We start from the raw sequence: 20,003 nt of genomic DNA, 5'->3' as shown, positions 1-20,003 counted from the left end.
ACAGCCGCACCAGCTCAGCAGGGGGCTCAACAAAAAAGGTCCCGACAGTGTCAAACCGTCGGGACCTTTATAATATCAGATATCGGGCCGATGTAAAGCCCGCAATTACATCTGTTTAGAAGCGTTTATAATGCTGTTACAGGCTTCCCATGTTCAGCGACATGAGGAATTCCGCGTTCGTGTTGCATTTCGACAGCCTGTTCTTCAGCAATTCGATCGCCTCTACGACGTTCATCTCGCTGAGAACCTTACGCAGACGGTAAACAAGCTCCATCTCCTTGGGCTCGAGCAGCAGCTCTTCGCGACGCGTGCCGCTCTTGCTGATGTCGATACATGGGAAGGTCCTGCGATCCATAAGACGCCTGTCAAGATGCAGCTCCATGTTGCCGGTCGCCTTGAACTCTTCGAAGATAACCTCGTCCATCTTCGAGCCCGTATCTACCAGCGCGGTCGCAATGATAGTCAGCGATCCGCCGTTCTCGATATTTCTCGCGGCACCGAAGAATCGCTTCGGCATCTGCATCGCGTTCGCATCCACACCACCGGTCAGGATCTTGCCCGAGTGCGGCATTTCTGTATTGTAAGCTCTCGCCAGACGTGTGATTGAGTCGAGCAGTATCACGACGTGCTCGCCGTATTCGACCATTCGCTTGGCCTTTTCGATGACGATCTCAGCCACCTGGCAGTGACGCGAAGCAGGCTCGTCAAACGTCGAGCTGATAACCTCGACATCTTCCTTGGTCTTGCGTTCCATGTCCGTCACTTCTTCGGGACGTTCGTCGATCAGCAGTACGATCATCTTTATTTCTTCGTTATTCGTACTGACCGCGTTTGCTATCTTCTGCAGCAGAACCGTTTTACCAGTTCTTGGCGGTGCGACGATAAGTCCACGCTGGCCGCGTCCGATCGGCGTGATAATGTCGATTATCCGCGTGCTGAGCTCTTTCTGATCGGTTTCAAGCAGCAGCCGTTTCTCGGCATGCAGCGGCGTAAGATCGCGGAAAACAGGCTTCGCGCTGAGCTTGTCAGGGTCCTGGAAATTGATCGCTTCGACGCGCAGAAGGGCGAAGTACTTCTCGCTTTCCTTAGGCGGACGGATCTGGCCGGCGATCACATGACCGCTCCGCAGGCCGAATCTCCTGATCTGCGAAGGTGAAACGTAAACGTCATCAGGACTGCTCAGATAGTTGTATGCGGGGCTCCGCAAGAAGCCGAATCCGTCGGGCAGTACCTCGAGTACGCCCTCACCGTACATCAGGCCGTTCTTGCGGATACGTTCCTTGAGCAGCTTGAAGATGAGCTGCTGTTTATTCAGACCGAGGTAATCCTGCAGGCCCGTCTCCTGTGCCATCTTGTGCAGCTCGGGCACAGCAAGGTTCTGGAGGTCCTTCAGGTGCAGATTACCCTTTTTGATCCGCTCGTATTTCTGGTGGACCGATTCGTCCTCTTTCTTGCCCTTTTTGCGTTTGCCCTTGCCTTGCGGCTGCTTTTTGTCGCGCTTCTTAAAGCCCCCGTTACGGCCCTTACCCTTTTCCTGGCCGTTATCCTTCTTGGGTTGCGACTCCTCAGAGGTTTTCTCTTCGGACTTGCTCTCCTCGGGCTTGTTTTGTGCATCGGACTTTTCTTCAGTGGTTTCTTGCGTGGTGGGTTCCTCAGACTTCATTTCGTCTCCCCTGTTTTCCTTTGCCTTCTTTTTCACCGAAGATGCTTTCTTCTCTTCGGGCGCCTTATCCTCTACAGCCTGATCGGACGCCTGGGCCTCCGCCTGCTGTGTATCCTCTGCAGATTGCTTTTTTTTGCGAGTTTTTTTCTTCTTCGCTGTTTTTTTTGCTTCCGGCTTGTTGTTCTCGGCCTTGGCCATAAATACTCCTTCGATGGTAAGTGACCGCACAGCAGATGCATTTGTACTGCTGACTCCCCGTTTGAAACATAAATTTGACTAAGAGGGGGAGGGACTAAAAGACTTGCTTTGGGTGATTCTCTTTTTCTGGCAATAACCAGGAAAGGCGGAAATGATACACCCCGATTGCTTTTCCTATTAATTTATAATGCCCGTGAAGACTCTCTGGACCTGGTCAGCTAATGCTGAAACTTCAGAATTGTTAACGAGTATATAATCAGCTATTTTGGCCTTCTTGTCCAGAGAAATTTGGAATTTTTCCCTTTTTTTTGCTTCGATATCCCTACCGCCATGCCGTTTGTGTGTTCGGTCCCGGCGGATTTTTTCGTCACATTTGACAAATACCAGCGAATCGCACCGCTCGTGCCAGCCGACTTCCGCGAGCAGCGGGATGTCCAGAACTATGGCTCGCACCTCTTCTTTTCGGCTTCGGTCAGCGATCCTGGTCTCGACTTCCTCCATAACGCGGGGGTGGATGATCGCGTTTATTGCCTGAACCTTTTGCGGGTCGTTAAATACTTTATCGCCCAGCGATTTCCTGTCCACTTCGCCTTGCTCGTCGAAGATGCCGTTGCCGAACTCAGCCGCCAGCTCTTGCTTGACTTCTTCGGTATCCAGCATGGCGTGCGCGATCCTGTCCGCGTCGATCACCGCACAGCCGAGCTCGCCGAATAGCCGGGCGGCCGTACTCTTTCCCGAGCCGACGGCCCCAAGTATGCCGATTATTTTTTTGCCGTTTACCATGTCGTGTCAGCGTAAACTTACCGCCCGACACCCCGGCAGTCAAGTCCGTTAATTTTCAATCACGTTTATGCCGCGTCTTCTTTTCCTGCCAGCCGTTAAGCCTCAAGCGGCATCTGCCCGGTCGTCGTCTTGCTCATCGCCTTGTGCAGCGACTTCGAAACGTAGTTGCAGTACACCGTGTCCCAGTTCATGTTCCGTGCGATCGCATAGCCGCTGCGGACATATTCCATCATCTCGTCTTCGGTCTTCCACAGCCTAGCACAAAGGTCCGTCGCGACCTCTTTGCTGATCTTGTGCTCGATCTCGTCACGCTCTTCTTTGCCGATCTGCTTCACATCTTCCAGGTCATAATAGCCCCGGTCCTCAAGCGAAGTATAATCCGCGACGATCAGATTCTTCACGGGCTCGCCCTTGGTTATGTCCCGTACGAAGCCCGCACATCCGCATACGTTGGTCACCACGCAAACCGCGCCGAACGTCAGCGACTCGAGCTGTGCGATGCCGAATGGCTCGTACACACTCTGGCCGAACTCCACGTCACAGCCGCGCCGCAGGTCCATGAAGTCCATATCGAAAGGCATGCGATGACCGCAAAGCTCACGCGTAAACCCGAACTGATTGATGAACACAGCCTTGATGTTCTTGCTCTTCGCGTTGAATTCCTGAACAGCAGTATTGAATCTAGCCTCCCCCTCAGACAGATCGGGCCAGCCTTCACGATGGGCCACGGGCCAGTTATACTCCGCCTCCATCGAATACACATCCGAGCTGGGCCGTTGTGCCACTTCGGTACTCAGCAGAAACAGCACACCCGTCTTGCCCTCCGCTTCGAACTCCTGCTCCATATGTTCGAGCACCCTGAAATCACGCCAGAGTCCCTTGCTCGTCACCAGCCGCGTCACATGCGTGAACACATAGTCCGGTCTGTAGCCGAGCAGATTCTCACAGTACTGCTGCAGTTTTCCGCGTGACTTGCGTTTTTCGGTTACGTCACATTCATATGCTGGTATGCCGTTATACGTCAGATCGATATCGGCATCCTTAAAGTCTTCGCTCATGAACCGCAGCTCATCCACTACGTAATCGCCCACCGCCAGAATATTATCACAATGCCTCGCAGCCGACACCAGTGCATGCTTGTAGTACTCGCTCTGGTCGCCGAAAATGTCATCCACATAAAGCCCGCTCTTCTCCGCCTGCTTCAGGGCATTGTAGAACATCGTGTCATGCCCCAGGTTCTTCTCCACCAGCAGCCGCATCGTCGCCGTCTCGTGTGCGTAGAAAACAGTCTTGAAATCATACGCCGGATCGAGTCTTGCCGCCAGTGCCGTCGGCAGCCCCATATACTCATGCGACACCATCACCGTCGGATCGTTGTTCTCACATACCCCAAGCGCCTTCGTCACCGCGACCGCGACCGGCCCGAGCCTCATCCACTGCTCGAAATCCCAGATATGCTCATAACGATTGCTCTCGATGCCGTACTCATCGAAGAACTGCCGTTTCATCTCGTTGACCGACTCCAGCGCCATATTCGAGACGTCTATCAGCACGATCTCCGGATGACTCTCCACGCCCGTCTTCGGGTCGTAAAATCTCTTCCTGCCGTAAACAATATCCACACCGAACGCCATCTCGATCCGCCGAAACGCGTTGAACCTGTCCGTATTCACGAAACCGTCAAGCGAAGAATACAGCACCTCACCGCCGGGGCCTAGCCTGTTGAACAGATTGCCCTCTCGCGTAAACAGTGCACTTATAAGGATAGAGCGGTCAACGTCTTCGACGTATTTGCTGCTCGTGAAAAAGCCCTCCAGAACCGCTCCGATCCCGCCTATCTTGTTTGCCGCCTCATGAGTGATGTGTACTGCTGTTTTTCTCGGTTTCATCTTCTTCCCTTTTGAACTTAGAAGCGCTGGTGTCCCGGCTTCGCAAATTTGGTTAAAATTACGGTTTCTGCATAAAACCTAAGAAATAACTCGTCCGTCGGCAAATTTCGCGGGGTGAGAAACCACAAATGTAGTTAAAATTGTTTACGTCTGCGAAGTGCCGCGGGTTCAAAGTTGTGAAATATATACATCCCATGATGCATAATGATGTTATGGGACCTTGCCGACCGCCAGTTTATGTCATTTCTACAGCATAGCCCGCTTCTACTCGCCCGCAGCCGCAGTCTCCTGCATCGGCTTTATAGGCCCCCATTCGACCTTCGCCGCACCCGGCAGCGTGCCCGTCGCGAACGCCAGATCAACCAGCGATATCTGATACTCAGCCAGTGCCTGTATCTCCGCGCTTTTCGCATCCGCCAGCGACGCCTGCGCCTCCAGCACATCCGTATTCGTCCGCAGTCCAAGCTCGAACTGTCTCTGTTCCGCTTCATACAGCCGTCCCGCCAGCATCGCGTTCTGTCTTGCCGCCATTATCCTCTGCCACGTCGCCTCGACATTGTCGACCGAATTGAGCACCTCCTGCTCGACAAGCTGCTCACGACTATCCCGAGTTGCGAGCCTCTGTATCCGCTGGTAATACCCCTGCAGCAGCCGATTCTTGGCAGCTTCGTTGCCCAGTGGTATCAGAACCTGCACGCCCAGCCGATGATCCTCGAACCTCTTATCGTACAGCAGGTCCAGCGAATCCTCGCGATTGGCACCAAGTCCATTGATGTTGTAAGTGTAATCCAGCGTCGCCAGCGGCAGCGTTTGATTTTTCAAAAAGTCTACCGTACTCGCATCCTTTGCAAGCTGAAGCTCCAGCTCCAGAAGCTCCATCCGATTATCCAGGCCCGCCTGCACGAGCCTTTCCCGCTCCATCTCATACCGCACCGGATCGGGCAGCGTCTCGATCTCGATCCTCGTCCTGCTCGTCACATCCAGCCCCGGCATGTTCAGCGTTCGCTTGAGCTCTCTCTGTCTCTGCCGGACCGAATTTTCTGCTACGATTATAGCTTCCAGCCGCTGCGCCACACCCGCCTGTGCGCGTATCACCTCCACCTGCGGCTTCTCACCCGCCTCGACGAATCGCTTCGATCGTTCCAACTGCGCCTGGGCAAGTTCGTACTCTCTCTGTCTGAGCTTGAGTTCCCGCCTTGCAGCATAAAGCCGCCAGTAAACCCTGTCCGCCGCCGCCAGCACCCGTATCACCTCCAGTTTCGTCCGCGCATCCGCGATCACTTTATCGTACTTGGCCAGTCGTATCGAATGCGTATTGACCCGCTGGCCCGCGTTCCGCAGCAGTGGCTGACTGATCGAAACCAGAAAGTCATTGCTGTAAGAAGGATTGAGTGTAGAGAACGTATTGTTGGTCTTGACATAATCATCGACCGCACTGAACCTCAGCGTCCCGCCTGTCCGCAACGGCATATTCACGCCCAGCCTCGTGTCATAAGCCTCCGCCTGCGAACCCTCCAGCAGCGTCGCGGTTGGCGTGTCGGTTTTGTTGAAGTATGCATCAGCGGTAAACGCCCACTCGAATTTCGCCTGCTCGACATCTACCTGCCTCTCGGCTATGGACGGTGCGATAAGCTGCGCCTGCAATCCCAGGTTGTGCTCCAGTGCAATCGCTCTGACCTTCTCGATGCTCAGCTTCATATCCTCAGGAGCCTTCTCGATTACCTCGATTTCTTTTTCCGCCGGCTCCTTCACCTCTTCAAGCTCGAGCGTTTCGATCTGCCTGACCTTCTTCCTGGGCACGGCGATCGTCTCAAAACTATCCTCGCTGGCAAATTCCTCGCACCCTCCCGCAACGATCAGGATCAGCCCGAAAACAAAACATGTCAAAAATTTCACAACGACTTTACTCATGTCTCAACGCCTCAATAGGATCAAGTCTCGCTGCCTTAACCGCTGGGAACATCCCAAACACGACCCCCACCAAACCCGAAAACGCCAGCGACAACAGTATTGCCCAGAACGGTATATGCGCCTCGTCCAGCCCGTTGGGCATGCTCGCCATACCCGCCGTCAAAAGCTGCCCAGCGCCTATGCCGATCAGCCCGCCCAGCATGCATAGTATCACCGCCTCTATCAGAAACTGGAACATTATAGCAGACGCCTTCGCACCCACCGCCTTCCGCAGTCCGATCTCCCGGGTCCGCTCCGATACCGAAACAAGCATTATGTTCATTATCCCGACTCCGCCCACCAGCAGCGATATCGCAACGATCCCTCCCGCAATCGCTGTCATAACCGCAGCTACCTTTTTGAATCCGCTGATAAATTTTTCAACGACTTCCATCCTGAACGTATTCGGATCGCCGGGCTTGAGGTCCCTCGCCCGCCGCATGTAGAAGCGTATCTCCGCCTGAGCATCCGCCGAAACCTCGGGTGATTTGCTCGTCACTATCGCATGCATCCATCCGCCCCCGCTAGCCTTATACATAGTCGCAAACGGCACGAACGCCTCACCCTTGGCAGACGAATTGTCCATCATTCCGAACATCGACGGCTGCACCTTTTCCTCGACCACCCCGACGATCAAATACCTCGCGTCTCCCATCAGCAGCGATTCACCGATGCAGTCGCGGTTCAGCCTCAGCTCGTCCCGCAGATCAGGCGTGATCAGACAAACCCGCCTTGCATGCTCACTGTCGACAAGTGAAAACGGCCGACCCATGATCACCGACCGACCCTCGATCTCGTGCCATGCCCGGCTGATCCCAGTAACCGGTATGCTGTCCACCGATCTTTCACCGCTTCGCACTGACCAACTGTTCTGCCGGATCATCGTAAAGTTCTCAACGGAAGGGCAGTGATCCAGTAATCCGTCCAATTCATCCGGCTTGAGCACGATCTCCTCCCACGGTGCATTCTTCAATCGACCCTCCTGCGGACGATTGCCCATCAGATAAATGCTCCGCGCATTCGCCACACTTTCGAACTCACTCAGCACTTTCGTCTTCAGCCCCGTCAGCCCGGCAATGACCGCACACACCGAAGCCACGCCGATCACCAGTCCGATCGTCGTAAGTGCCGACCGCGTCTTGTTCGACCATATCTGCCCGATCGCGACCCACACCCCCTCCAGCAGTTGTCTCACGAAGCTCAGCATTCCCGCAAACATCACGCATCCCTCCCGCGAGCCGTCAGCTCGTCAGACATGACCCCGCCGTCCTGCATTCGTATGATCCGTTTGCTCCGCTGTGCGACATCCTCCTCATGCGTCACCATTATGATCGTCTGTCCCTCGCCGTGCAGTTTGTCGAAAAGCTCCAGTATGCTCTCGCTCGTCTTCGTGTCCAGGTTTCCCGTCGGCTCGTCCGCCAGCAGAATACTCGGACCGCAGATTATCGCACGCGCGATCGCGACCCGCTGCTTCTCGCCGCCGCTGAGCTGATTCGGTCTGTGGTTCATCCTGCCTCCAAGCCCCACCCGCTGCAGCGCCTCATGCACCAGCTTGCGCCGTTTTCGAAATCCGGTCTTCTTGGAATATATCAACGGCAGCTCGACGTTCCGCATCGCGTTGATCCGCGGCAGAAGTTCGAACGACTGAAACACGAACCCGATCTGCGTATTGCGTATATGCGCCAACTCACCGCCGCTGAGCTTGGAAACATCTTTGCCCGCCAGCTCGTACCTGCCCGCCGTCGGCTTGTCCAGGCACCCCAGCACATTCATCAGCGTACTCTTGCCCGATCCGCTCGGCCCCATGATCGCGACATACTCTCCAGGCTCGATATCTATGTCTACCCCCGCCAGCGCATGCACCCGCTCCACGCCCATCGCGTATATCCGCTGAATACCCTCCAGCCTGAGAAGGGCACCATCATTTTGCTCCATCACTGCCGTCATGCCGATCTACGCTCCGTCCTTCCCGGCATCTGCAGTTTCTGCCGAATCGTCTTCCTTGCCGGCAATCGCTTTCTCAGCCTGTTCGCCGTTTTCATCCCTGATCGCCATGCCGTTTTTCAGGCTCTCCAGGATTTTGTAAGGTCCGACCACGATCTGATCATCCTCGCCCAGCCCCTGCTCTATAATAATGTGCGTCATGTCGCTCGCACCTGTCTCCACAGGCGTCGCGACCGCCTTGCCGTCCACTAGCTTGTAAACGACCGTCGCATACCGCTTGCTCGTATCGACCAGCTTGCTGCTGTTTCGTATCTCCAGCGGCAATGTGTCAACCTCCCGCCCAACGACCGCCTGGCTCGGCACCTTCAACGCGTCCTCATGTCTTTCAGTCAGCACCTCCACATCCGCGGTCAACCCCGAGTACAGCATCTTCGCAGTCTTGTCCAGCAGTATCTCCGTCTCGTAAAACTTCGACCCAGTTCGGCTCATTCCGTGCGTCAATGCGATCGAATCGACCGTACCCTCGAACACCGTATCATCAAACGCCTGCACATGCACTTTCGCCCGCTGTCCCACTTCGATCTGCCCTACGTCCGCCTCGTCTATCTCCGTCTCAACGATCATCTTCGACAGGTCCGCCACTTCCAGGATGACCGTCCCCGGATTGTTCATCGTACCCGTCATCGCGATCTCACCAACCTCCGCGTTGATCTTCGTGATGATCCCGTCTATCGGCGACCGTATCACTGTGTGCCCCAGCGTCTCCTCGGCCTCCTCGATACGTGCCTCCGCCACCTCCAGATTATGCTTGAGAACTTCCAGGTTCAGCTCTGCCGCTTCGATAGAAGCCTTCGCCTGCTTGTAAGATGCCCGCAGCTCCGCCAGATTGCACTCGGCCTGATCCAGTGTTGCAAGGCTGATGTCCTTCGACTCGTGCAGCTTTTTCTGCCGCTCGAAATCCTTCTTCGCCTGCTCCAGCGATGCGTCCATACCCTCCAGATTCGCCTTCTGCCCCGCAATTCGCGCCATCTCAACCTCTATCTGCGCCTCCTGCGCCATCCGCTGAGCCTTCGCCGACCTCAACTGGCTCTCCAGGTCCCGGCTCTCCAGCCGAACAAGCAGCGATCCGGGCTTTTCCTTAGTTCCGCCGACCACACGGTCGCCTTCCTCGAACGGCAGCTCCTCGATCCGCCCCGATACTTTCGCGCTGATCGCCACTTTCGTCTTGGGCATCACCTGCCCCGGCCCGCTGACGATCTCAACCAGCTCTCCCCGCTCGGGGGTCGCAACCCGCACCAGCTTGCCCGCATCCTCCACCGGCCCGCCGCTTTTCATCTTACCTGCAGCAAACACCGCCCCCACGATCAGCATCGCCGGAATTATCACCCGCTTTTTCAATATCCACCGCAATGTCATACCTTTCGACAGAAGTAAACCAGATCGGGCTCTGCAAAACCCGCGCAGTGCGCACAAATACCGCCTTTACAGTATTATAGACGCAGACCACCCCAAAAAGTTACAGAAAAATGCAACATACAGCCGAAAATCCGCCCGCAATTCTCGAAATGGATCCGAGCTCTCTACGCCGCCCGATCCTGCTCAAGCTCTGCCAGTATCGCCTCAGCATTCACCCCATACCACTTTTCGATCTGCGCGATCACCTCGTCCCGGCTTTTCGCGCCCATGATCCCCAGCATCGCCTTTTTCCGCTCGGGATGTCTCTTGCAGTACCCAGCCGCGAATTTCCTGAAATACCGCACGCCCTTGAGCTTCTCCCGCAGCGACGAAACCATCCCGAAATGCCGCAAAATAACCCTTCCCTGCTCCTTCAGCACCGGATTGCCCGGCTTCTCCTCGCCCGCCAGCAGCGCCCGTATCTCGTCAAATATCCACGGATTCCCTATCGCACCCCGCGCGACCAGCACACCGTCAACATTTTCCGTCCGCAGCCGCTCGACCGCGTCCTCCGCCGTGAAAATATCTCCGCTGCCGATCACGTTCGTCTCCGGGAACCGCCTTTTGACCTCGCTGATGATGTCCCAGTCCGCCTTGCCCTTGTATTTTTTCTTGACCGTCCGCCCGTGCACCATCACCGCGTCGATCCCCTCGTCGCAGACAGTCTCGCAAATCCGCCAGAAGTTGTCCTCCGTCCCGTCGTCACTGCCCACGCCGATCCGCAGCTTCATTGTCACCGGAAAACTCACTGCTTCCCTGACGCGCCGCCATATCTCGATCACCCGCTCGGGCTCGCCCAGCAGGGCACCCCCGCGACCTCGCCGCAGCACCTTCGGTGCCGGACACGCAATATTAAGATCGATCATATCATAGCCAAGGCGTTCGAAAACCGCTGCCGCCTTGGCCATCTTCACCGGATCTCGCCCCAGAACCTGCCCGCCGACCGGATTTTCCCCTTTCGCCGGGTGAAATATGCCTTTGCGCACAGCCTTCTCACAGAGCAGCGTCTTGTCCAGCATAACACCCGTAAAGGTCAGCGGCGCACCGTGCTCCTTAGCCACAACCCGCATCGCGGCGTCAGTATACCCGCTCAAAGGTGCCTGCATCACGGGCACATCCAGTTCTATATTGCCGATTTCAAGCATATTCACCCATAAAAACCATTACCCAGCCAGTCGTCCCGGCCGGTCAGTCGCAGAATAATAAACAATTTGACCGTCAGTTTCAATACCTCTGTGGTGCAAAATGGTTTGCCCTCCACCCTCTCTCTGCTCTCCAAAAACGCCCAACAACGCCCCGGATATCCCCGAAAATCTCTATTTCACTCGAAATAAACCCCATTTTCCTCCTTGACTGGCATTTGCAAAACCGTTATATTCTCCTCCGTTGACGAGGGATGGTTGCATCTTTTCGTCCTGATTGGGGTATAGTGTAACGGCAGCACGAATGACTCTGAATCATTTAGTCTAGGTTCGAATCCTAGTACCCCAGTTCTTTGCCAACTGATCCGAAGGTTGGCTCACGCCTTTTTATTTACCTTTTCATAAACGCTAAACCCGGGTAGAACTGTATAAAATGATAAAAAGATTTGCAAAATACTATAAGCCGCATCTTCCGCTGTTCATCTTCACGATGACAGCAGCGGTCGCTTCCGCCGTGGTCACCGTCTTCATCCCAGCCATGACCCGCAAGATACTGGAAACCGACATACCCAAGGGCGATACCGGACTGCTGCTCACCAGCATGGCCATCATGCTCGGCCTGATCATCGCAGCCGCCGTTTTCGCCTATATCCGCGTAAAGTGGGGCCACATCCTCGGCGTTCGCATGGAGTTCGACATGCGGGAAAAGCTGTTCACGCACCTGCAGAAGCTCAGCTTCAATTACTTCGACAACACCAAGACCGGCCACATCATGAGCCGCATATCCAACGACCTGAACATGATCGCCGAGATCGCCCACCACGCGCCCGAGGACATCCTCATCTCGCTCGCACTGATCATCGGCGCGTTCATCGCAATGTTCAGCTTCAACGCCCAGCTCGCATGGATCGCGATGATCCCCATGCCTTTCCTCATCGCATGGGGCATCCTCTACGGCGGCAAAATGCGTAAGGGCTTCCGCCAGGTCCGCAAAAAGATCGCCGACATCAACTCCTCCGTTGAGAATTCTGTCCAGGGCATACGCGAAGTGAAATCCTTCGCCAACGAAGAAGAAGAGATCTGCAAGTTCGACGTCGTAAACTGCAGCTTCCGCCAGGCAAAGGAAGACATCTACGGCACCATGGCCCGCTTTTTCTGCGGCATGAACTTCCTCATCGAGGGCTATTTCTTCGTCGTCATCGCAGGCGGTGCATGGCTCATCTACACCGGCAGCAGCATCACCCACGCGGACCTGCTCGCGTTCGTGCTCTACATCTACTTCATACTCAACCCCATCCGCCGGCTGGTCAACTTCTCCGAACAGCTCCAGCGCGGCGTCGCATGCTTCGAACGATACACCGAAATAATGGACGTCGAACCGGACATCGTTGACAATAAGGACGCTCACGATTTCTCGCCCGTTACGGGCCACATCGAATTCAGCGACGTCTCCTTCAAATACAATGGCAGTGACGACTGGATCCTCAAAAACGTCGACCTCGACATCAAGCCAGGCTCCACCGTCGCGATCGTCGGCGAATCCGGCGCGGGCAAATCCACCATCGTCTCGCTCATCCCGCGATTCTACGAAGCGACCAAGGGCCGCATCACCATCGACGGCCACAGCGTCTCGGACCTAAAGCAGAAGTTCCTCCGTGAAAACATCGGTATCGTCCAGCAGAACGTATTCCTGTTCGACACCACCATCCGCGAAAACATCATGTACGGCCGACCCGACGCCACCGAAGAGGACCTCATCGACGCAGCCAAAAAAGCCAACATACTCGACTACATCCGGTCCCTGCCGGACGGCTTCGAGACCCTCTGCGGCGAACGCGGCGTAAAACTTTCCGGCGGTCAGAAACAGCGTATATCCATAGCACGCACGTTCCTCAAGAACCCGCCGATCTTCATCTTCGACGAAGCCACAAGCTCGCTCGACACCGAGTCAGAGGCACTCGTGCAGAAATCACTCGACCTGCTCCGCAAGGACCGTACGACCATCGTGATCGCACACCGCCTCTCGACCGTCCGCAACGCAAATTACATCTACGTCGTCCGCGAAGGCGAGATCGTCGAGCACGGCACACACAACGAACTGCTCGACAACCGCAAGTACTATCACACGCTCTATACAATGAACGTTTTCTAATCAGCGGCTCCGATCAGTATTTTCACCGCACTTAGCGCATAAAAAAGACGCCCGCCACCAACCCGGCAGGGCGTCTTTCTCATTTGCACGCTAACCCTTACGCAGCAGCCTCGGCCTCCGCGGGCTGATCCGCTTCGTCACCCGATTCTTCTTCGACTGCCTTATCTTCAAGCAGATCACTCAAGGGCTTCGTCATATTATCCGCCTTATACGAAGGTATCTCAAAAATCCAGTCTTCGTTCTTCGCTGCGAACGCCTGAGCCTTATCCCGCGCGACCAGTTTCGCTTCCTTCTGCTTGAGTTCTTCTTCGTCAACCTGCACACCCTTGGTCATAGTCACAGGCTCGGTATCCGTAAACTCAGCCGTCACCTTCCCATAGACTGCATCGTCCTTGCGCCCGATGTCGAACCGGTACACCGTCGAATCTTCCATTCTCACGACGAATTTGTCGTTGAAACTCACGCCTTCGACCTCGCGCAATACGTCATCAAACCGGATGCTCGTCGCGGCGTTGAACACCTTGTCCAGCTCGTCCTCTTTGACTTCCTTGCCCTCGGGTACGGTGCTCAGGCCGATCTCGTTGTTGTCCTTTCGAACGATCCTGTAGCTCTCGTCGCCCGCGTTCACTGCCACAGATTCGATGTTATCCTTCTCAGCCGAGACCAGCGTTTGCTCGACGTACCCTATAGCGTTCTTGTTTATCCACGGCGAACCGAGCGACACAAACACGTCCTCACCGTTGAGCAGCCGGACATATTTGCCCTCGCCGCCTTCGACTGCCTCGCCGATCACGATACCAGTCAGCAGCGAGCCGTCCTCGGTTATAAACTTCACGATCGTCGACGCTTCCTCTTCGCTCACGCCCAGATCGGCATAGTTTTTCTCGTCCGAAGTGATCTTCTCCGCCAGTGCGATATCCATGCTCCTGGTTAGCAAATTGTTCACCTCGCTGGTCTTGGCCGGATAGCCGCCTTTGGTCTCGACAACGAACCCGCCGTTGCCGCGCACAAGCACGACGTCCGACTCACCGCCCGAAATCTCGATCCTGGCGATCTTAGCCGGGTCCATGCCTTCGATCAGGTATCCACCTGTGCCGCTGCCTTGCGGCCCGCGATGCGTCACCTTGTCAACAGCGACCGCCAGCACCACAATCACAACCGCCAGCAGTCCCAATATAGCTAATTTCCTGTTATTCATTTCCATCTCCTGTTTTATAAAGCCAGATCAAGCTGTAGTCCGAAATCATTAAGCCGCACGCTCAGACATACTGCTCACATAGTGTCGCTTACGAACCGTGCGATACACGCCCAGCCCGACCGCGATCAGCAGAATAAACGCCGGCGCCATCAGCATATTGAAGTTACGCAGTTTAGCCTTCAGCGCTTCGATACGTTCACGTCTCTGCATGCGAACGTTCCGGATCTCACGCTCGGTCTCCCGCAGCTTGAGCTCGAGTTCGCGCTGCTTATCCAGTATCGAGCTGCCGATGATATCCGCCTGCTGTTCACCGCCGCCCGCGTTACGAACGATCTCGTTCAGCTCAGCCTGCAGCCGCTGTTTTTCGGCGTTGAGCTTATCGATCTGCTCCGCGGTCTCAGCCTCAGCCGCCTGCTCGATCTCTTCAACGACGGTAAAGGGCCGTTTGAACGTACCCCTTGTCCGCACATCGATCAGCTCGGTCGAACCGCTCATTGCATCCACGGTATTCGAGACCAGTGCCGCATTGTCGCCCGCCGCCGTCATACCGAAAAACGACTGCTGATACGCCAGCCAGTCTGCTGCTATGTCCACATCCGCGTAAACAGCGACCATGCACTCCTTCTCAGCCTGGGCGATACCGGTCAGTTTCCTGGTCTCAGGCTCAGCCGTCTCACCGTCCTCAGCTTCACCGTCGCCCTCGGCCTCGACTTCTATCTTCACGCCGTCCGGGAACGCACTCTTGAACTTGCCCGTGATCTGATAGCCCATAACCACGGGCTCGTCGCCGTCAAAGAACCTCTGCATCAGCCGCGACGGATCCATCTCCAGCTCCATCGGATTGCTCACATCGAAGCTGTTACCAATATCCGTCGTCTGCAGCAGGGGGGTATACTTGTAATCCTGGTACTGCTCGCTTTCGAGCTTATTCAGCACACCGCTGTAACCGACCCGCAGCTCGTTGAGATTGCCCGAGATAATACTATCATCCGGGAAGCAAGGCTCGGTCAGTCTCAGCAAACCGATCATCTTCACCGGCCTGCGTTGCTGACCCATCTGCTGCTGCATCGCAAGCGCCCTATCACCCGCAAACGTATTCGCAGGCATCTCGACGCCCCAGGCTTCCATCAGCTCGCTCAGGTTCGAGCTCACGTCGATCTGCTGCCGCATCATCCTCGCCTGCTGGCTCTGATTCGCCTTCTCCGCAACACAGTACGGATCAACGAATACAGCGGCCCGTCCGCCGTTGAGCACGAACTGATCGATCGCGAATTTCGTCTGCTCGCTCAGGTCCTTCGGATGGATCACCAGCAGCATGTCCACGTCCTCGATCTTCTCGACATCGGATCCGATCGCCTCGATCTCGTACTGCTCCTTGAGCTGCTGCACGATGCCCCATGCTTCCTTTGGCTGCTGGCCCTGAAGCTGCATCATCCGCCGCATATAAGGCGTCGTATCATCGCCCACGACCTCCAGTGAACTGATAACGCCCACCCGCGTCTTCTCGCGAGTGATCGCGGAATCGATCAGCTCACTGATGTCATACTCCACAAAACTCTGCCGATCGGGCGTAAAGAACGGGATCGTCTTCTGCACGCCGAACTGAGTCTGCAGCACCAGCCCGAAGAAAAACTTCTCTTCCTCGGTAATAGAGTACTGCTTGAGACCGGCCCGCATCGCCGCCGCTTCCTCTTCCGTATAGGGCCGCGGATCGATGATCTGCAGATCGACCATACCCCCGCTCTGAGCCTCGTATTCTTCCAGCAGGGCTCGCACATATTGATAATAGTTGTTAAAGAACCTTATCTGGTCCGTTCCCTTCATCGCCGCTGTCTTAGCATAATACAGCTTCATAGTTATCGGCTGATTGATCTTCGCAAGGATCGCCTTCGTCCCGTCACTGAGCGTATAAAGGTCCTGCTCCGTCACGTCAGCCTTCGCCCGCCTGCCGATATCCTGACAGATGCTTATGGCACTGAAGGTTATCACCAGTACAAAAATGACTGCTATCGTCGCTCGTATCGTTCTGTTCATTAGCTGGCCTTCCTTTCTTCAAGCATGTAACTGCTGCACACAATCCAACCAACGATCAACAATGCAAAATAGGATAGGTCCTTGAAGGACAATACACCCCGCTGCATCGACTCGAAATGTCCCTGGAAGCTCATCTGCTCCACCGTGGCTACAAGTCCGCCCGGCAGAAAGCTCGACAGATAATCCAGCGTCGTTGGCATGCCCGCGAACACAAGCACCGCACACGCCACCACGCTGAGCACGAAACTGATCACCTGGTTCTTGCTCACGACCGAGAAGAACATCCCGATCGACAGAAATCCGCCCGCAAGCAGAAAGCTTGCAAGGTATCCCGTTGCGATCAGTCCGCCGTCAGGATCACCCAGATACGCCACTGTCACCGGCATCGGGAACGTCAGCACCAGAGCGATCCCCAGAAACGCCCACGCCGCGAAGAACTTGCCAAGCACCGCCTGCGTCACCGTGATAGGCAGCGTCAAAAGCAGTTCGATCGATCCGCTCTTCCGCTCTTCCGCCCACAGTCTCATCGCCGTCGACGGCACCATGAATACGAACAGCAAAGGCAAGTTCCTGAAGAATATGCTCATATCCGCCTGCCGGATCTCGAAAAACCCGTCACGGAAGGTCATATAGCCGCTGAAAAACAAGAATATCACCAGGAAAACATAGGCCAGCGGCGTCGCAAAGTACCCCTTGAATTCCCGCTTGAATACTGAAAGAAAACCGTTCATATTTCTACTCCTTGATCTACGCTGCACCCTTGTCGGTTTTGCCCACCGTAATCTTCCTGAACACTTCGTCCAGGCTTCCGCCGTACTCTTCCACCAGTTTGCCGGGCGTCGAGTCGACCTCGACCCTGCCCTTGTTTATGATGATCGTACGGTTGCACACAGCCTCGACCTCTTCGAGAATATGCGTCGAAACCAGAATGCATTTCTCCTTGGCCATCTGGTTGATCAGATCCCTGACCTCATGCTTCTGGTTCGGGTCCAGGCCGTCCGTCGGCTCGTCCAGTATCAGAACCTCCGGATCATGTATCAGCGCTGCCGCAAGCCCCACACGCCTGCGATAACCCTTACTCAGCGTATCTATCGTCTGATGATACACCGACTCGATAGCACACATCGGCACATACTTATCAATCGCCGACTTTCTCGCCGACCCCTTGATCTCACGGGCGTCACATACGAACTTCAAAAAACCAGCCGTCGTCATCTCATTGTACGCCGGCACATTCTCCGCCAGGTACCCCAGCCGTTTCCGCACCTCGATAGGGTCCTTGCCGATGTCGTATCCGCAAACGCTTGCAGTGCCGCTGTCGGGCTTCAAAAAACACGCCAGCATCTTCATCGCCGTGCTCTTGCCCGCACCGTTCGGCCCAAGCAGCCCCAGCACATCGCCTTTTTCAGCCGTAAACGATATCCCGTCCACAGCCACAACCTGACCAAAACTTCTTCGCAGATTCTTCACATCAATCATATTCTGGTCTCCTGTTAACAATGACAGATCAGCCTGCATATTACCGAAAGGATCGCACCTCTCCGAGCCAGACCCGAAAAGTGCACCCCGCAGGCCATGCCGCTAGAAACTGTTTCGAAACAGCTTCTAAGACCTGTTATATAATAAAAAATTTCTGAGATTTCAACCCCTCAGATGGACCAAAAACATCATCTACTCCACTTTGAAGGATTCAAAAAGCACATTATGCATCAAATATCAAACTCCGCCACCAAAAACGTATGGTCGCTCGGCTTCTTCAACGCCCTCGGCTCCTTGTCCACCCAGCAGCCCGTGCATCTACCCGCCATTGACTTCGACGCCATAATATAGTCCAGCCGCCAGCCGATATTCCTCTTGAACCCGTTCGGCACACGATAGTCCCAGAACGTATACAGCCCGTCCTCCTCGTTGAACTGCCTGAAAACGTCCGTAAAGCCCCACCCCATCACGTCCTTCAACGCGTCCTGCACCTCCTGGCAGTAACAAACGCTGCCCCAAAGCTTCTCCGGATCATGCACGTCGCGCGCGTCCATTGCCACATTAAGATCGCCCATCCACAGCACGTCCTCGCCGGGACTGAAATTCTTGTCGAACCACTCACGCAACTGACCGAACCACTCCAGCTTATACAAAAACTGTTCCGAGTCCGGCGCGCGTCCCTGCGGCACGTATGTATTCACGATCGAAACCCCGCCCAGGTTCACCTTCAAAAACCTCGCCTGTTCACTCTCATCACCGTCCAGCCCGATCTTCACGTCCTCGATCTGGCCCCGAGCAAACGTCGCAACGCCGTTATACGCCTTCTGTCCCTTGTAAACGAAATTGTACCCGCAGTCCTCGAACGCTTTAACAGGAAAATGATCATCCTGCACCTTCGTCTCCTGTATGCAAAGCACGTCCGGCTGGTTCGCCTCGAGCCAGTCCAGTACTATGCCCGCTCGACTGCGTATAGAATTGGCGTTAAACGTAGCTGCCTTCATTTTGATGACCTCTAAATAGATTAGCTGATAACCCAACCACCACAAAACCATTAACCGCACATTCTAATTGCTTTGCCCATTGTTATCAAGCTCGCATAATCGCCAAACGCGCAGCAAAAAGGCCCGACGGTCGAAACCACCGGGCCTTGCAATTTCAATAGGACGCCAAAAGCTACATCAGGTTGTCCCTGTACCAGTCGATCGCCTTATCCAGTCCTTCACGGAACTCACAGACCGGCTCGAAACCGATCACTTCCTTAGCCTTGCTGATGTCTGCATGCGAATGCTTCACATCGCCCGCCCTTCGTGGGGCGTACTCTGGTTCTACATTCTGGCCCGTGATCGAATTGATCATCTTGATGATTTCGTTGACCGTGATACGGTCGCCGCAGGCGATATTCACAACCTCGCCCTGTGTCTTCTCGGCATTGGCCGCACACATATTCGCTTCGACAACGTTATCAATGTAGGTGAAGTCTCTGCTCTGCTCACCGTCACCGTAGATGGTAGGGGGCGTACCCTTCAAAATGCTCGTAACGAACGCAGGGATCGCTGCCGCGTACTGGCTCGTCGGATCCTGGTAAGGCCCGAACACGTTGAAATACCGCAACGCGATCGTCTCCAGCCCGAACACCTCACTGAACACCTTGCAGTAATACTCGCCGACCAGCTTGCCGACCGCGTAAGGCGAAAGCGGATTCGTAACCATATCTTCCACCTTAGGCAGCCTCTCGCTGTCACCATACGCCGAAGAACTCGCTGCATAAACCACACGCTTGACGCCGCTGTCCCTCGCAGCCAGCAGCACATTGAACGTAGCGTCCACACAATGCTTATGCGTCGCAGCCGGATCGTCCACGCTTTTCGGAACCGACGGCAGGGCACCCTGATGGAATACAACATCGACATCCTTCATCGCGGCCTTGGACAACTCAACGTCGCCCATGTCGCCCTCGATGAAGTCGATCTTGTCAATGATGTCATCCAGATTGCTCTTCTTGCCCGTCAGCAGGTTATCGATCACCTTTACCGAATGGCCTTCATTCACCAGCCGTCGGCAGATATTCGAACCAATAAACCCGGCACCTCCGGTCACCAGATAGCTACTCATAACA

The 20,003-nt window shown here is 55.2% G+C and carries 15 protein-coding genes and 1 tRNA gene; 2 read left to right on the top strand and 14 right to left on the bottom strand.

Going from position 1 to position 20,003, the window contains the following annotated elements:
• Nucleotides 1-136 precede the first annotated feature (136 nt).
• The 8 genes from rho to STSP2_RS14040 all read right to left on the bottom strand — a co-directional run bounded on the left by rho (nucleotide 137) and on the right by STSP2_RS14040 (nucleotide 11,027).
• Nucleotides 137-1,861: a transcription termination factor Rho gene (rho, locus tag STSP2_RS14075; protein WP_146663378.1), complete on the bottom strand. Its 1,725-nt coding sequence runs from the start codon at nucleotides 1,859-1,861 to the stop codon at nucleotides 137-139.
• 177 nt (nucleotides 1,862-2,038) lie between these two features.
• A complete protein-coding gene (gene coaE / locus STSP2_RS14070; protein WP_146663377.1) occupies nucleotides 2,039-2,644 on the bottom strand; it encodes a dephospho-CoA kinase in 606 nt (201 codons plus the stop codon).
• A 95-nt stretch (nucleotides 2,645-2,739) separates the two neighbouring features.
• Nucleotides 2,740-4,533: a hypothetical protein gene (locus STSP2_RS14065; protein ID WP_146663376.1), complete on the bottom strand. Its 1,794-nt coding sequence runs from the start codon at nucleotides 4,531-4,533 to the stop codon at nucleotides 2,740-2,742.
• A gap of 264 nt (nucleotides 4,534-4,797) precedes the next feature.
• The gene (locus STSP2_RS14060) at nucleotides 4,798-6,444 is read right to left on the bottom strand and encodes a TolC family protein (protein WP_146663375.1); all 1,647 of its coding nucleotides are present in this window, start codon (nucleotides 6,442-6,444) and stop codon (nucleotides 4,798-4,800) included.
• Complete coding sequence (locus tag STSP2_RS14055; protein ID WP_236782760.1) at nucleotides 6,437-7,702, bottom strand: ABC transporter permease; 1,266 nt, start codon at nucleotides 7,700-7,702, stop codon at nucleotides 6,437-6,439. The genes STSP2_RS14060 and STSP2_RS14055 overlap by 8 nt, the downstream gene beginning before the upstream one ends.
• Complete coding sequence (locus tag STSP2_RS14050) at nucleotides 7,702-8,430, bottom strand: ABC transporter ATP-binding protein (protein ID WP_146663373.1); 729 nt, start codon at nucleotides 8,428-8,430, stop codon at nucleotides 7,702-7,704. The genes STSP2_RS14055 and STSP2_RS14050 overlap by 1 nt, the downstream gene beginning before the upstream one ends.
• A 6-nt stretch (nucleotides 8,431-8,436) precedes the next feature.
• Complete coding sequence (locus STSP2_RS14045) at nucleotides 8,437-9,837, bottom strand: efflux RND transporter periplasmic adaptor subunit (protein ID WP_169853236.1); 1,401 nt, start codon at nucleotides 9,835-9,837, stop codon at nucleotides 8,437-8,439.
• 170 nt (nucleotides 9,838-10,007) lie between these two features.
• The gene (locus STSP2_RS14040) at nucleotides 10,008-11,027 is read right to left on the bottom strand and encodes a tRNA dihydrouridine synthase (protein ID WP_205847912.1); all 1,020 of its coding nucleotides are present in this window, start codon (nucleotides 11,025-11,027) and stop codon (nucleotides 10,008-10,010) included.
• Nucleotides 11,028-11,302: 275 nt separating this feature from the next.
• On the opposite strand from STSP2_RS14040, the gene STSP2_RS14035 reads away from it, so the two are divergent.
• Together STSP2_RS14035 and STSP2_RS14030 are read left to right on the top strand one after the other, a co-directional pair.
• Nucleotides 11,303-11,373: transfer RNA gene (locus tag STSP2_RS14035), tRNA-Gln, on the top strand.
• A gap of 84 nt (nucleotides 11,374-11,457) precedes the next feature.
• Nucleotides 11,458-13,176: an ABC transporter ATP-binding protein gene (locus STSP2_RS14030; protein ID WP_146663370.1), complete on the top strand. Its 1,719-nt coding sequence runs from the start codon at nucleotides 11,458-11,460 to the stop codon at nucleotides 13,174-13,176.
• A 97-nt stretch (nucleotides 13,177-13,273) separates the two neighbouring features.
• Here the strand turns inward: STSP2_RS14030 and STSP2_RS14025 are convergent, their stop codons facing one another.
• The 6 genes from STSP2_RS14025 to STSP2_RS14000 form a co-directional block, all read right to left on the bottom strand.
• Complete coding sequence (locus tag STSP2_RS14025; RefSeq protein WP_169853235.1) at nucleotides 13,274-14,374, bottom strand: DUF4340 domain-containing protein; 1,101 nt, start codon at nucleotides 14,372-14,374, stop codon at nucleotides 13,274-13,276.
• A gap of 48 nt (nucleotides 14,375-14,422) precedes the next feature.
• Nucleotides 14,423-16,408 carry a GldG family protein gene (locus tag STSP2_RS14020; RefSeq protein WP_146663368.1) on the bottom strand — a complete coding sequence of 662 codons (1,986 nt, stop codon included), beginning with the start codon at nucleotides 16,406-16,408 and terminating at the stop codon, nucleotides 14,423-14,425.
• Nucleotides 16,408-17,139 (bottom strand): ABC transporter permease, encoded by a 732-nt coding sequence (locus STSP2_RS14015; RefSeq protein ID WP_146663367.1) that lies wholly within the window; start codon nucleotides 17,137-17,139, stop codon nucleotides 16,408-16,410. Before STSP2_RS14015 ends, STSP2_RS14020 begins: the two co-directional genes overlap by 1 nt.
• 16 nt (nucleotides 17,140-17,155) lie before the next feature.
• Entirely contained in the window at nucleotides 17,156-17,887 is a 732-nt protein-coding gene (locus STSP2_RS14010; protein WP_146663366.1) for an ABC transporter ATP-binding protein, read from the bottom strand.
• Nucleotides 17,888-18,117: 230 nt separating this feature from the next.
• Nucleotides 18,118-18,888 (bottom strand): exodeoxyribonuclease III, encoded by a 771-nt coding sequence (xth, locus tag STSP2_RS14005; protein ID WP_205847911.1) that lies wholly within the window; start codon nucleotides 18,886-18,888, stop codon nucleotides 18,118-18,120.
• A 172-nt stretch (nucleotides 18,889-19,060) separates the two neighbouring features.
• A complete protein-coding gene (locus STSP2_RS14000) occupies nucleotides 19,061-19,999 on the bottom strand; it encodes an SDR family oxidoreductase (RefSeq protein WP_146663365.1) in 939 nt (312 codons plus the stop codon).
• Between the last annotated feature and the right edge of the window lie 4 nt (nucleotides 20,000-20,003).

It is taken from the genome of Anaerohalosphaera lusitana, assembly GCF_002007645.1.
GTDB classification, from domain to species: Bacteria; Planctomycetota; Phycisphaerae; order Sedimentisphaerales; family Anaerohalosphaeraceae; genus Anaerohalosphaera; species Anaerohalosphaera lusitana.
This window is presented reverse-complemented; position numbering and strand designations above follow the sequence as displayed.